14 protein-coding genes, 1 tRNA gene and 1 pseudogene are annotated in these 13,072 nt (G+C 66.6%); 12 read left to right on the top strand and 4 right to left on the bottom strand.

Translation table 11 applies throughout. The features are described 5' to 3' along the window. Window positions 1-251: 251 nt before the first annotated feature. The 5 genes from ACFDR9_RS18045 to ACFDR9_RS18025 all read left to right on the top strand — a co-directional run bounded on the left by ACFDR9_RS18045 (window position 252) and on the right by ACFDR9_RS18025 (window position 7,524). Window positions 252-1,478, top strand: a complete 1,227-nt coding sequence (locus tag ACFDR9_RS18045; RefSeq protein WP_409031878.1) for an efflux RND transporter periplasmic adaptor subunit — start codon at window positions 252-254, stop codon at window positions 1,476-1,478. 16 nt (window positions 1,479-1,494) lie between these two features. Further along, window positions 1,495-4,641 carry an efflux RND transporter permease subunit gene (locus ACFDR9_RS18040; RefSeq protein WP_409031877.1) on the top strand — a complete coding sequence of 1,049 codons (3,147 nt, stop codon included), beginning with the start codon at window positions 1,495-1,497 and terminating at the stop codon, window positions 4,639-4,641. A gap of 1 nt (window position 4,642) precedes the next feature. Continuing rightward, window positions 4,643-6,109, top strand: coding sequence for an AdeC/AdeK/OprM family multidrug efflux complex outer membrane factor (gene adeC, locus ACFDR9_RS18035; RefSeq protein WP_409031876.1), 1,467 nt, complete (start codon window positions 4,643-4,645; stop codon window positions 6,107-6,109). Beyond that, entirely contained in the window at window positions 6,106-6,717 is a 612-nt protein-coding gene (locus ACFDR9_RS18030; RefSeq protein WP_409031875.1) for a TetR/AcrR family transcriptional regulator, read from the top strand. The genes adeC and ACFDR9_RS18030 overlap by 4 nt, the downstream gene beginning before the upstream one ends. Before the next feature lie 195 nt (window positions 6,718-6,912). Further along, window positions 6,913-7,524, top strand: coding sequence for a TetR/AcrR family transcriptional regulator (locus tag ACFDR9_RS18025; RefSeq protein ID WP_409031874.1), 612 nt, complete (start codon window positions 6,913-6,915; stop codon window positions 7,522-7,524). Between the two features lie 137 nt (window positions 7,525-7,661). Here ACFDR9_RS18025 and ACFDR9_RS18020 read toward each other — a convergent pair whose 3' ends face one another. Then, window positions 7,662-7,952, bottom strand: a complete 291-nt coding sequence (locus ACFDR9_RS18020) for a hypothetical protein (RefSeq protein WP_409031873.1) — start codon at window positions 7,950-7,952, stop codon at window positions 7,662-7,664. Between the two features lie 143 nt (window positions 7,953-8,095). Between ACFDR9_RS18020 and ACFDR9_RS18015 the strand changes: the two genes are divergently transcribed. After that, a complete protein-coding gene (locus ACFDR9_RS18015; RefSeq protein ID WP_409031872.1) occupies window positions 8,096-8,488 on the top strand; it encodes a hypothetical protein in 393 nt (130 codons plus the stop codon). Next, window positions 8,479-8,555 (top strand) — tRNA-Pro (locus ACFDR9_RS18010). The genes ACFDR9_RS18015 and ACFDR9_RS18010 overlap by 10 nt, the downstream gene beginning before the upstream one ends. An 82-nt stretch (window positions 8,556-8,637) precedes the next feature. Here ACFDR9_RS18010 and ACFDR9_RS18005 read toward each other — a convergent pair. Then, window positions 8,638-8,979: a hypothetical protein gene (locus ACFDR9_RS18005; RefSeq protein WP_409031889.1), complete on the bottom strand. Its 342-nt coding sequence runs from the start codon at window positions 8,977-8,979 to the stop codon at window positions 8,638-8,640. Between ACFDR9_RS18005 and gspG the strand changes: the two are divergent. From gspG to ACFDR9_RS17980, 5 genes and pseudogenes are all read left to right on the top strand, one after another. Next, window positions 8,900-9,184: pseudogene (gene gspG / locus ACFDR9_RS18000) on the top strand (type II secretion system major pseudopilin GspG); the annotation flags it as partial. The gene ACFDR9_RS18005 and the pseudogene gspG sit on opposite strands and share 80 nt — an antisense overlap. A 214-nt stretch (window positions 9,185-9,398) precedes the next feature. Continuing rightward, window positions 9,399-10,226: a hypothetical protein gene (locus tag ACFDR9_RS17995; RefSeq protein ID WP_409031871.1), complete on the top strand. Its 828-nt coding sequence runs from the start codon at window positions 9,399-9,401 to the stop codon at window positions 10,224-10,226. Between the two features lie 175 nt (window positions 10,227-10,401). Further along, the gene (locus ACFDR9_RS17990) at window positions 10,402-10,566 is read left to right on the top strand and encodes a hypothetical protein (protein ID WP_409031870.1); all 165 of its coding nucleotides are present in this window, start codon (window positions 10,402-10,404) and stop codon (window positions 10,564-10,566) included. Window positions 10,567-10,746: 180 nt separating this feature from the next. Next, window positions 10,747-11,076 (top strand): type II toxin-antitoxin system RelE/ParE family toxin, encoded by a 330-nt coding sequence (locus tag ACFDR9_RS17985; protein ID WP_409031869.1) that lies wholly within the window; start codon window positions 10,747-10,749, stop codon window positions 11,074-11,076. An 11-nt stretch (window positions 11,077-11,087) separates the two neighbouring features. Next, the gene (locus ACFDR9_RS17980; protein WP_409031868.1) at window positions 11,088-11,378 is read left to right on the top strand and encodes an XRE family transcriptional regulator; all 291 of its coding nucleotides are present in this window, start codon (window positions 11,088-11,090) and stop codon (window positions 11,376-11,378) included. Window positions 11,379-11,420: 42 nt separating this feature from the next. On the opposite strand, the gene ACFDR9_RS17975 is transcribed toward ACFDR9_RS17980, so the two are convergent. Both ACFDR9_RS17975 and ACFDR9_RS17970 read right to left on the bottom strand, forming a co-directional pair. Further along, complete coding sequence (locus ACFDR9_RS17975; RefSeq protein WP_409031867.1) at window positions 11,421-11,588, bottom strand: hypothetical protein; 168 nt, start codon at window positions 11,586-11,588, stop codon at window positions 11,421-11,423. A 666-nt stretch (window positions 11,589-12,254) separates the two neighbouring features. Then, window positions 12,255-12,965, bottom strand: a complete 711-nt coding sequence (locus tag ACFDR9_RS17970; protein ID WP_409031866.1) for a helix-turn-helix transcriptional regulator — start codon at window positions 12,963-12,965, stop codon at window positions 12,255-12,257. Window positions 12,966-13,072: the final 107 nt, after the last annotated feature.

Genomic DNA, 13,072 nt, shown 5'->3' with positions numbered 1-13,072 from the left:
AAAGTGACAATTCAATAGAATTGTCTGCCAGGCATGTTGTTGAGTTCGCTTGCAGGCGGTGAAGAGCAGCCAAACGAAGGGTGTAGCGCCGCTGGTTATCGATGATGCTGGCACGGAGCGCGCCCATATTTCCCGTGGGGAATTGTAACCGTGCTTGACTGGATTAGAATGATCGTTCATTCTTTTAATGTGTGACAATATAATTCAGCTTTATTAGACGATATTTGCGTAGTTTTCTTACAGGAAAATCCATGATGGAATCCCGCTTCCCCCTGCCGACGCCGCGCCCACGCGCGCTCGCCACCGCCGTCGCCGCCGTGTGCGCGGCCCTGATACTGGCCGCCTGCGGCAAGGCGCCCGCCACCGCGCCGCCGGCCAAGGTGCCGGAGGTGGGCGTCTACACGGTCACTAGCCAGGCCTTGTCGATGACCACCGAATTGCCCGGGCGCACCGCCGCCTACCAGGTCGCCGAAGTGCGTCCGCAGGTGGGCGGGCTGATCCAGAAGCGCCTGTTCGTCGAGGGCGCCGACGTCAAGGCCGGCGCCTCGCTGTACCAGATCGACCCGGCCAGTTACCAGGCGGCGTACAACTCGGCCAGGGCGGCGCTGAACAAGGCCAAGGCCAACCTGCTGACCAGCGGCCCGAAAGTGGCGCGCTATAAGGAGCTGGTGGCGATCGAGGGCGTCAGCCGCCAGGACTACGAGGACGCGGTGGCCGCCAACGAGCAGGCCAAGGCCGACGTCGAGTCGGCGGCGGCGGCGCTGGAGATGGCCAACATCAACCTGAAATACACCAGCGTGTTCGCGCCGATCAGCGGGCGCATCAGCCGCTCCAGCGTCACGCCGGGCGCGCTGGTGACGGCCAACCAGGCCGCCGCGCTGACCACCGTGCAGCAGCTCGACCCGATCTACGTCGACGTGACCCAGTCCAGCAACGACTTGCTGCGCCTGAAGCGCGAGCTGGACGGCGGCAGCCTGAAAAAGGCCGGCGCCGGCCAGGCCAAGGTGAGCCTGTTGCTGGCCGACGGCAGCACCTACGCCGAAGCGGGCAAATTGCAGTTCTCCGACGTCAGCGTCGACCCGGGCACCGGCAACGTGACGCTGCGCGCGCTGTTCCCCAACCCGAAAGGCGACCTGCTGCCCGGCATGTACGTGCGCGCGCTGCTCGATAGCGGCTTGAACGAGCACGCCATCGTGGTGCCGCAACAGGGCGTGACGCGCAACCCGAAGGGCCAGGCCACCGCGCTGGTGCTGAACCCCGACGGCAAGGTCGAGCAGCGCATCTTGACCACCGCGCGCACGCTGGGCGACAAATGGCTGGTCACCTCCGGCCTGGCCGCCGGCGACCGCGTCATCGTCGAGGGCGTGCAAAAGGTCAAGCCGGGCGCGCAGGCCAGCGCCGCCAAGCCGGCGCCGGCCGTCGCCGGCGCGCCGGCGGCCGGCGCCGCGCCCGCCGCGAACGCCAAAAGCGCCCACTAATCCAGGAGAATAAAAAATGGCACGTTTCTTTATTGACCGCCCGATTTTCGCCTGGGTGGTCGCGATTGTGATCATGCTTGCGGGCGTGATCGCGATCCTCGGCTTGCCGATCGCGCAGTACCCGAGCATCGCGCCGCCGTCGATTTCGATCAGCGGCAGTTATCCGGGCGCCTCCGCCAAAACCGTCGAGGACGCGGTGACCCAGGTCATCGAACAGAAGATGAAGGGCATCGACGGTTTGAGCTACATGTCGTCGAGCAGCGATTCGACCGGCGGCATCAGCCTGACGCTGACCTTCAAGAGCGGCACCAACCCGGACATCGCCCAGGTGCAGGTGCAAAACAAGCTGCAGCTGGCCACGCCGCTGCTGCCCGCCGCCGTGACGCAGCAGGGTTTGGTGGTCTCGAAGGCCACCAAAAATTTCCTGATGGTGCTCGGCTTCACCTCCGAGAACGGCAGCATGAAGCAGGTCGACCTGGGCGACTATGTCGCCGCCAACGTCGTCGATCCGCTCAGCCGCGTCGAGGGCGTCGGCGAGGTCACGTTGTTCGGCTCGCAGTACGCGATGCGCATCTGGCTCGACCCGGCCAAGCTGCAAAGCTACCAACTGACGCCGGCCGACGTCAGCGCCGCCATCACGGCGCAAAACACCGAAGTCTCCGCCGGCGAACTGGGCGGCGCGCCGGCCGCGCCGGGGCAGCAGTTGAACGCCACCGTGTCGGCCCAGAGCCGGCTGCAAACGGCCGAGCAGTTCGGCGCCATCCTGCTGAAAACCAGCGCCAACGGCGCCATGGTGAACCTGCGCGACGTCGCCCGCATGGAGCTGGGCAGCGAGAACTACAAGACGGTGGCGCGCTTCAACGGCAAGCCGGCCACCGGTATCGCCATCAAGCTGGCCTCGGGCGCCAACGCGCTGGAGACGGCCGACCTGGTCAAGAAAAAGGTTGAGCTGTTGGGCAAGCAGTTCCCTGCGGGCATGAAGGCGCAAATCGCCTTCGACACCACGCCGTTCGTCAAACTGTCGATCGAGGAAGTGGTCAAAACCCTGGCCGAGGCGATCGTGCTGGTGTTCCTGGTGATGTACCTGTTCCTGCAAAACTTCCGCGCCACGCTGATTCCCACGCTGGCCGTGCCGGTGGTGTTGCTGGGTACCTTCGGCATCCTGTCGGCGTTCGGCTATTCGATCAACACGCTGACGATGTTCGCGATGGTGCTGGCGATCGGCCTGCTGGTCGACGACGCCATCGTCGTCGTTGAAAACGTCGAGCGCGTCATGAGCGAGGAGGGCCTGTCGCCCGTCGAGGCGACGCGCAAATCGATGAGCCAGATCACCGGCGCGCTGGTCGGCATCGCCATGGTGCTGTCGGCGGTGTTCGTGCCGATGGCCTTCTTCAGCGGTTCGACCGGCGTGATCTACCGCCAGTTCTCGATCACCATCGTCTCGGCGATGGTGCTGTCGGTGGTTGTCGCGATGGTGTTCACCCCGGCGCTGTGCGCCACCTTCCTGAAGCCGGTTGAAAAGGGCCACCACGCTAGCAACACCGGCTTCTTCGGCTGGTTCAACCGCAGCTTCGACCGCAGCAGCGCCAAGTACCAGGGCTGGGTGGGCAATATGATCGGCCGCAGCGGCCGCTCGATGCTGATGTACGCGCTGCTGCTGGCGGCGCTGGCGGTGGTCTTCCTGCGCCTGCCGACCTCGTTCCTGCCGGCCGAGGACCAGGGCGTGCTGTTCTCGCAGATCCAGTTGCCGACCGGCGCCACGCAAGAGCGCACGCTGAAGGTGATTGAAAAAGTCGAGCAGCATTTCATGAACGACCAGAAGGACGCGGTCGCCTCTATCTTCACCGTGGCCGGCTTCAGCTTCGGCGGCAACGGCCAGAACACCGGTATCGCCTTCGTCCGCCTGAAGGACTGGTCCGAGCGCAAGACCCCGGCGCTGCGCGTGACCGGCGTGGTCGGCAAGGCGATGGGCGCGTTCTCGCAGATCAAGGACGCGATGGTGTTCGCCTTCGCGCCGCCGGCCGTGCTGGAGCTGGGCAACGCCAGCGGCTTCGACCTGCAATTGCAGGACCAGGCCGGCCTCGGGCATGACGCCCTGATGGGCGCGCGCAACCAGTTGCTGGGCATGGCGTCGAAGAACCCGCTGCTGGTCGGCGTGCGTCCGAACGGCCAGGAAGACACGCCGGAATACAAGATCACCATCGACCAGCAGAAGGCCAGCGCGCTGGGCCTGTCGTTGGCCGAAGTGAACAAGGTGCTCAGCGTCGGCTGGGGCAGTAGTTACGTCAACGACTTCATCGACCGCGGCCGCGTCAAGAAGGTGTTCATGCAGGGTCAGCCCGACTCGCGCATGGTGCCGGAAGACCTGGGCAAATGGTTCGTGCGCAACAACGCCGGCGCCATGGTGCCGTTCTCGGCCTTCGCCTCCGGCGAGTGGGTCTACGCCTCGCCGCGGCTGGAGCGTTACAACGGCTTGTCGTCGGTCGAGGTGCTGGGCATGCCGGCGCCGGGCAAGAGCTCGGGCGCGGCGATGGCCGAAGTCGAGAAAATGGTCGCGCAACTGCCGCCCGGCATCGGCTTTGAATGGACCGGCACCTCGGCCGAGGAGCGCGATTCCGGCTCGCAGACGCCGCAGTTGTACGCCATTTCGCTGCTGATCGTGTTCCTGTGCCTGGCGGCGCTGTATGAAAGCTGGTCGATCCCGTTCTCGGTGCTGCTGGTGGTGCCGCTCGGCGTCATCGGCACGGTGCTGGGCAGCTGGGCCTTCGGCCTGTCGAACGACGTCTACTTCCAGGTGGCGCTGCTGACCGTGGTCGGCCTGTCGGCGAAGAACGCGATTCTGATCGTCGAATTCGCCAAGGAACTGCAGGACAAGGGTGTCGAGCTGAAGGAGGCGACGCTGCAAGCGGTGCGCCTGCGCCTGCGCCCTATCCTGATGACCTCGATCGCCTTCGGCCTGGGCGTGCTGCCGTTGGCGACCAGCAGCGGCGCCGGCTCCGGCAGCCAGAACGCCATCGGCGTCGGGGTGTTGGGCGGCATGCTGTCGGCCACCTTCCTCGGCATCTTCTTCGTACCGGTGTTCTTCGTGCTGGTGCGCGGCTTCTTCAAACAGAAGAAGGCCGCGCCGGCGCCGGCCGCAACAGTCATTTCGGAAGCGCATTAACATGAAAAAATCCATCCTCACCCTCGCCGCGCTGGCGCTGCTGGCCGGTTGCAGCCTGGCGCCGGTGTATCAGCGCCCGGCCGCGGCGGTGGCCGGCGCCTGGCCGGCCGGACCGGCCTACCAGGGCGACGCGGCCGCGGCGGCCGACGCCCGGCCGGCGTCCGACATCGCCTGGCGCGAGTTCTTCGCCGACGCCCGGCTGCGCCAGGTCATCGAGCTGGCGCTGGCCAACAACCGCGACCTGCGCGTGAGCACGCTGAACATTGAAAAGGCGCGCGCCCAATACGGCATCGAGCGCGCCGCGCTGCTGCCGAAGATCTCGGCCAACGGCAGCGGCGGCGGCCAGCGCACGCCGGCCGGCATGAGCGCCAGCGGCCAGGCGCAGGTGGCGCACCAGTACAGCGCCAACCTGGGCGTGGCCGCCTACGAGCTGGACTTCTTCGGCCGCGTGCGCAGCCTGTCCGACTCGGCGCTGCAGCAATACCTGGGCACCGAAGAGGCGCGCCGCGCCGCGCAAATCAGCCTGGTGGCCGAAGTGGCCGGCCACTACCTGACGCTGGCGGCGGACCAGGAGCGCCTGCGCCTGGCGCAGGAAACGCTGAAAAGCCAGCAACTGTCCTACGACCTGAGCCAGCGCCGCTTCAAGGCCGGCGCCACCTCCGGGCTGGACATGTACGAGTCGCAGACCAGCGTCGAGGCGGCCCGTTCCGACGTCGCGCTGTACACCAGCCAGGTGGCGTTGGACCAGAACGCGCTGACGCTGGTGGCCGGCGCGGCGCTGCCGGCCGCGCTGCTGCCGCAAGGCCCGCTGGACGCCGTCGGCGCGCTCACCGAGCTGCCGGCCGGGCTGCCGTCGGAGCTGCTGCAACGCCGCCCCGACGTGCTCGAAACCGAGCGCACGCTGCGCGCCGCCAACGCCGACATCGGCGCGGCGCGCGCCGCCTTCTTCCCGCGCATCTCGCTGACCGGTTCGGCCGGTTCGGCCAGCGGCAAGCTGTCCGGTTTGTTCAAGGCCGGCAGCGGGGCGTGGAGCTTCCTGCCGCAAATGAGCCTGCCGATCTTCGACGGCGGCGTCAACCGCGCCAACCTCGACATCGCCAAGGTCGAGCGCGACATTTCGGTGGCGCGCTACGACAAGGCGATCCAGACCGCGTTCCGCGAAGTGGCGGACGCGCTGGCGCAGCGCGGCACGCTGGGCGAGCGGCTGGCGTCGCAGGAGGCGCTGGCCGAGGCCTCGGCGAAAAGCTACCGCATCCACGAGGCCCGCTACCGCCAGGGCGTCGAATCCTACCTGAACGCGCTGGTGTCGCAGCGCGCGCTGTACGCGGCGCAGCAAAGCCTGATCAGCGCGCGCCTGCTCAAGCAGAGCAACCTGGTGACGCTGTACAAGGTGATGGGCGGCGGCTGGCAGCCGGAGGGCGCGGCGCCGGCGACGGCCGGCGCGCGGGGCGTCGACCGGACCCAATGAGCGCGGGCGAGAAGCGCCACCCGGACCAGGAGCGCGCGCTGCACCGGCGCCAGCAGGTGCTGGACGCGGCGGCGTGCTGCTTCGGGCGCAGCGGCTTCCACGGCGCCAGCATGGCCGAAATATCGAAGGCGGCCGGCATGAGCGCCGGCCACATCTACAACTACTTCGACAACAAGGACGCCATCATCGCCGCGTTCGTGCAGCAAAACATGGAGCGCGTGGCGGCGCACATGTTCGACCTGGAACAGCACGGCGACCCGTTGCGGAAAATGCTCGACAACGTAGGCGAGAGCGTGCGCGACAGCCTGGACCCGGCGCTGTGGGCGCTGCCGCTGGAGATCTTCGCCGAATCGGCGCGCAACCCGAAAATCGCCGCCTTGCTGCAGGACGCGGACCGCCGCACGCGGCTGCGCTTTCGCGCCATCCTCAAGGCGGCGCGGCTGCAACGCGGGCTGGCGGCCGACGACAGCCTGCTCGACGGGCGCATCGAAACCATCGTCGCCATGCACCAGGGGCTGCACTTGCGTGCGCTGCACAACCCCGGCATGGACCAGGCCGCGGTGGTCGCCGGCTTCCGCCTGGCGTTCACGGCCCTGCTGCTGGAGTAGACTGGGGCTGAGATTTTCGTCGGTCGGGTTAGCCCGCAAGGGCGTAACCCGACTGGCGTCGACGACGGCTTTGCCCCGCCAGTTGTAAAAACACCATTCGAAGCCGTCCTCGGTGGCCATCGCCGGCCGTATCGGGTAAAGTGACCGGCGCCGACGCGGGCCGTCCCGCGCGTCGCCGGCACAACGGAAAAGTACATGACAATCACAGCAAAACAGCGCGCCGACCAAGAGCGCACGCTCAACCGGCGCAACCAGGTGCTCGACGCGGCCGCCGGCTGCTTCCGCCGCAGCGGCTTCCACGGCGCCAGCATGGCGGAAATATCCAAGGCGGCCGGCATGAGCGCCGGCCACATCTACAACTACTTCGCCAGCAAAGACGCCATCATCACCGCCTTCGTCGAGAAAAACCTCGAACGGGTGGCGGCCATCCTGCTCGACCTGCGCCAAAAGGAAGACCCCTTGCAAACGATGCTCGACAACGCCGAGCACCAAGTCAAAGAAAACCTTGACCCGGAGATGTGGGGGCTGCAGCTGGAAATTTTCTCCGAAGCGTCGCGCAACCCGACCATCGCCACCGCGCTGCGCGACGCCGACACGCGCCTGCGCGGGGAACTGCACAGCATCATGCAGCGCGCGCGGCTGCAACGCGGGCTGGCGGCGGACGACGCCACCGTGGCCGGCCGCCTGGAAGCGCTGATCGGCCTGTACCAAGGCATATCGTTGCGCGCGCTGCACCATCCGGACATGGACCAGACCAGCGTTATCGCCGCCTTCCGGCTGGCGCTGGCGCCGCTGCTGTTCAGCTAAAAGACCCTGCTGCCGCTAAGTTACTGCTTTAGGTCGGGTTATCTGGCACGGCGTAACCCGACTGACGTCGGCAGCGGCTCGGCGTCGGATGACGCATTCGCCTCGGCGGCCCCCGCATCCGACCTACGGAAGCGGCATCAGGCATTTGGTTTTACTGCGCCGCCGCCAAACCCCCGGTCCCCCTGCAACATCGCCCCGATCGCCTGCAACGCCGCCACCGCCCCCATCGCCAAGCCGACATCGAGCGCCCCGCCACATCCGGTCGGCGCCGCATTGTGCAGCCGGCATTCGTCCGCATCGACATCCGGCACGAAGCCGTCGGCCGGCCAGATAGCCTCGCCGCACGGCCCGGGCATTGCAAATGATGGATGGAGCCATGGCATCGTCGATGCGCGGCGGATCGACGCCGGCCTTCTGGAGCTGGCCATCGACATTGCTGGTGAAAATACCGTAACCGTGCGCCATCCGCTCGCCCCAATGCTTGAGCAAGCTGAAACCCGCGTGCGGCACCGTGGCGCGATACAAGTCCAGGCGACGGCCGTAACCCCCCCCACGCCAGCGCTGGCGTGGCGTGAAACGCCTGCGGCGAGGCAATGCACGCGAACTCCATGCGGGCGCGAGCGAGGGCAGGGTAGGCTTGCCAGAAACCGGCGTCGCCGCGAAAGTCCGGCAGGCCGGAATCGACGCCGATGCCGGCGCCGGCCGCGACGACCAGCGCATCGGCCTAGGCGATCAGGTCGGCGGCGCGCTGGAGTTGCTGTTGCTGCTTGGCGGGTTCGGGCATGGCTGGCTTTCGATGCTGGTAGGCCGCAATGTTACCGCGAAGCGCGCGGCTGGGTTGGCATCGCGTCGGGTGGTAGCGATTGGCAATTTTGAGCGAATCGACATTTTGTGCGTCGGAGCGTTGCAAGCATGGCAAAAACCTAAAAGGCTCTGCTATAATTCGCGTCTCGTCGGGGCGTAGCGCAGCCTGGTAGCGTACTTGCATGGGGTGCAAGGGGTCGAGTGTTCGAATCACTCCGTCCCGACCAATAGAATCAATGACTTACGGCGAAAGCCGTATAAACGAACAGCACTGTATATTATAGAGTCTATAATATCGGTGCTGTTTTTTTATTTGGCGCTGCAATGTTCGCACCAATTCGGAAAGGATATCCGGATGAGATCATTCCTCGGACCAGAACCGTAGAAGCTGGCCATCTCCCGCCATTCCACGCCGTTGACGTAGACGCGCAGGGTGCTGCGGTAGCCGGGGCCGGACGCCAGGTAGGTCAGCGGCGATTTGGCGAGGGTGAATTCCTGGCCCGGCCGGCTGGCGTCGCCTACGCCCAGCACCTCCTTGTCGACGCTCTTGCCGCGGCTCGGGCGAACGGTGTTGCCGAGCACCCGCAGCGGCGTGGCCAGCAGCGGCGCGGGTGGCTTCACGCTGCTGGAGTTGCTTGTCGTGATCGTCATCATCGGCCTGCTGGCGGCCTATGTCGGGCCGAAGTACCTCGCCCAGTTGGGCAAGTCCGAGGTCACCGTGGCCAAGGCGCAGATCGAGTCGCTAGAGAAGTCGCTCGACACCTACCGGCTCGACGTCGGCCGCTACCCGATCACCGACGAGGGTCTGGCCGCGCTGCTGGCCGCGCCGGCCACCGCCAGCGTCAAATGGAACGGCTCCGAATCCACTTGGAGAGCGCTGCCGGCGGTCTGGCCGTCAAATACCGCGTCGACGGCGTGATCCACCACGCCGCCGCGGTTAACGGCGCCGTGCTGGCCGAGTGCGCGTGCGCGCCGGCCGCCGGCGTCCTCGACGCCATCGGCGCGGCGCTGGAACAACTGCTGGCCGGCTGGCCGGCCAGCGTGGTGCTCGACGACGAGCTGACCCGCCTGTGGCAGGTGGCTCCGCCGCCGCGATGCGCTTCCAGGCGCTGTACGGCGAGCCGCTGGACGGCCGGCGCGTGGGCGCCGACTGGCGGCCGGGCGCGCCGTTTTACGCCGCCGCACCAGGGCCGCTGCTGGCCCGGCTGGAAGGCGTGGCCGGCGCGCACGGCCTGACCATTATCGCCGTGGTGCCGCACTTTATCGCCGCCTGGAACCGCCGGCAGGGCGCGCTGGCGCCGGGCGCCTGGTTCGGCCTGCTGCACCGGCAACTGCTGACCATCGGCGGCCTCGACGGCGCCGAGTACTACTGGCTGGGCCAGACGCTGGCGCGCGAGGCGCTGCTGTTGAATCTGGCCCCGCCGACGCTGCTGCAAGTGTGCGACGCGGCACCGCGGCGTGCCCGGCCGCCGTCGCGCTGGCCGCTTGCGGGTGCGCACGTGACGCGTCTGCACATCGACTTCGCCGCGCCCAGTCTGCGCCGTACGCTGTTCCAGCTGCACCCGGTGCTGTGGACCGGCGCCGCGCTGGCAGGTGCTGACGTGCGGCGCGTGCCGCTGTCGCTGGCCGCGCTCGACGTGCTGATTGAGGAGGCCGAGGCGCAGGTGCTGGCGCTGCCGCTGCCGCTGCCGCTGTCCTACATCGGCCCGGCGCTGGTCGCGCTGGTGCAGGACGCCGACTATCCTCATCGTCGACGACAGTCTGACGGTGCGCGCCGACCTGGAGGAGGCTTCGCCGAGGCGGCGCTGCCGACCCTGGCCTGCGCCACGCGGGCGCAGGCCGGGCATGGCGTCGGCCTGGCGGTGCTGGACCTGGTGCTGCCGGGCGCCAGCGGCTGAGACGTGCTCGAGCAGCTCAGGCCAACCCGCGCCTGGGGCCGACGCCGGTGCTGATCGTCTCGCTGATCGTCGAGGAGCTCAAGGCCTGCGCGCTGGGCGCGGCGCAACTGCTGCAAAAGCCGATCCAGCACCAGGCCTTGGTCGACGCCGTCTACGCGCTCGGCCCGGCTCGGCCTTGGCTTCGACGACAGCCGCCTGCACGGCCTGGCCAAGCAAGCAACTGGCGGCGCGCGGCGGCGCCGACTGCGGCGCCTGCCTGGCCGAGCTGGTCAACGCCGCCGGCATCGCCGACCAGCGCCGCATCTTCGTGCCCTTCATCCAAGCCGACGGCGTGTGCTAAGGCAGTGGCTAGGCTGGTCACCTCGCGCGAATTCGTGGCCTTCATGGGCGGCGCTTCGCGTCGAATCAGCGCCCGGCGCCACCTGCCGCAGCCCGGGCACAGACCACCATTTCGCCTCACAAGTAAGAGCGCCCTCCAAATAGCGCTTGATATTTCGTACCAAATTTGATACATTCATATATGACCAGACCTACCCTGCAAGTCAACTTCTACCTATCCGGGGCCGGTGTAGAGCCGGTGCGCGACTGGTTGAAGTCCCTGCCTTCGCCGGAGCGCAAGATCATCGGTGAGGATATTAAGACGGTGCAGTACGGCTGGCCACTTGGCATGCCGCTGGTGCGCAAGATGGGCACCGGCCTGTGGGAGGTGCGGATCGGCTTGCCGGGCCGGATCGCGCGCGTTCTGTTTACGGTGGAGGACGGCACGATGGTCCTGCTGCATGGGTTTATTAAGAAGTCGCAGCGCACACCCGCAGCGGACTTGAGGACGGCCTTGGACCGAATGAAGTAATCGCGGAGAGAATGATGAAAAAGCAAAACATTGGCAGCAATTTCGATGACTTCCTAGCCGGGGAATCGATGCTTGAAGAGGCCACGGCCGTAGCGGTCAAGCGCGTCATCGCCTGGCAGATCGCGCAAGAAATGAAGGAGCAGAAACTGACCAAGACCAGTCTCGCGGAATTGATGCACACGAGCCGGGCCTCGCTGAATCGCCTGCTGGATGAAAACGACACCAGCCTGACACTGACAACGCTGGCCGGCGCGGCCGCCGCCTTGGGCAAAACGATCAGGATAGAACTGGTGCCGGCCTAATCGGCGCCAAAAATCAAGCCGCTGGCCTTGTCTCGGGGCGAGTTAGGCTTTGAACGAATAGAGGTTGATGGTCGGCGCGTCGCCAGGCTCTTTGCCGCAGCTCTGCGCCCAGCAGGCCGGCGTGCGCCTGCCGGCCGGCGAGGCGCTGCAAAAAACCGGCCGCGCCGCGCCGCTGGCGATGTACCTAGGCAGCGAGGCGGTGCTTTTCACTGTGGCTGCCGTGCTGCTGTGGCTGGGCGCGGCGCCCGGCTGGGTCTGCGTGGCGATCGTCGCGCTGTCGAGGGCGATGCTGCCGCCGTGCGCGCTGGTGATGTCGCGCGCACGGCGTGAACGAACTGGCCGACGCCGGCGACCAGGTGCGCGTGACGCGGCGCGTCAACGGCGGCACGAACGGCCTGGCCGAGCGCCTGCCGCTGTTCACTGTGGCGCAGCGGCTGCTGGCGTGAGCGCGCTGGGTAGCAAGCTGCGCCTTGGCGCCGATGGCCTGGTCATGTTCAAATGTCCCGGGTGCAACGGAGCCCACGGCATCCATACTACGCCGGCGGCCGGCGGCCAGCGGCGCGCCGCTGGCCGATCTGGAGTTTCAACGGCTCCGGCGACCGCCCAACGTTCTCGGCGTCGGTGCTCGTCCAAACCGGCCGGGCGGTCGACCCGACTTTCATTTGGGAGGAGGGCGACCCGCTCGACGTTTGGCACAGCTTCGTTACTGACGGTCGCATTCAGTTCCTCGGCGATTGCACTCACGCACTGGCGGGCCAGACTGCTGACCTGCCCGATTGGAGGCCCGCGTGATCGCGCTGGGCGAGTGGGCCAGCGGTGCAGCCAGAGCCGTGACGGGCGCGATCTGGAAGGTGGGTGGATTGAGTCCGCTACCGCTCAGATCAGCCCCATCTCAATCGCGCGGCTGATGGCATGCCGGGTTCCATAGACCTGGAACTTGGACGCGGCCTTCTTCAGATGGTAGTAAACGGTGTTTTGCGAAATGCCCAGGATCGAGCCGATTTCATTGCTGGTTTTCCCGCTTGCGCTCCAGCGCAGGCACTGCCGTTCGCGCGAGGTCAGAACAGGGGTGTCGACCTTCGGGCTTTGCTGCCGCCATAGCGTGCGCGCCGCCTCGTTCAGGTAGCAACTGAACAGCAGCAGGTGGTTGCGCTGCTGCTGTCCGGAAAAACTGGCGTTTCCCATGGAGTAGAAGTCGATGCGGCTGAAATTATGTTCGCTGCGTCCGGCAATGCTGAGTCCGGTTCTAATCCCGGACGCCTTCAAACCTTGATAGATCTGTGTCGGCCCCTCGCGGCAAAGCTGGTCTATATCCCAGGCCAGCGGGATGCCGGTTCTGGCCACGTGCCGCATCACCGGATCGCTGCCGTTTTCGTCGGCGCCCAGGAACAGATCGGCCACCGACGAGGGCAGTGAGCTGACGACGTGCAAATGGGTTCGGCCGGCGCCGTCGGCAATTTTCATTATCTTGAGAAAACTGTCGACGGCCAGTGGCGCTAGCGCGTCCTGCGACGCGCGGACCAGTTGCTGCCAGTCTTGTGCTTGCATGAGGGCAGTGAAGTTTTTATCGACCGGCCAGAGCGACATATCGTTCAATTTCAGTGACTATTCAGCCTGAGCGTACAGCGTAGAAAGTTGTTGTAAACGAATCGTGGATAACGCATCATGCGTGCATGCCACCAAAACCGCCCCGC

This window comes from Janthinobacterium sp. CG_23.3 (assembly GCF_046115965.1).
In the GTDB taxonomy this organism is placed as follows: Bacteria; Pseudomonadota; Gammaproteobacteria; order Burkholderiales; family Burkholderiaceae_D; genus Janthinobacterium.
The sequence above is the reverse complement of the archived record's forward strand: the minus strand, read 5'-3'. Positions and strand labels throughout refer to the sequence as shown.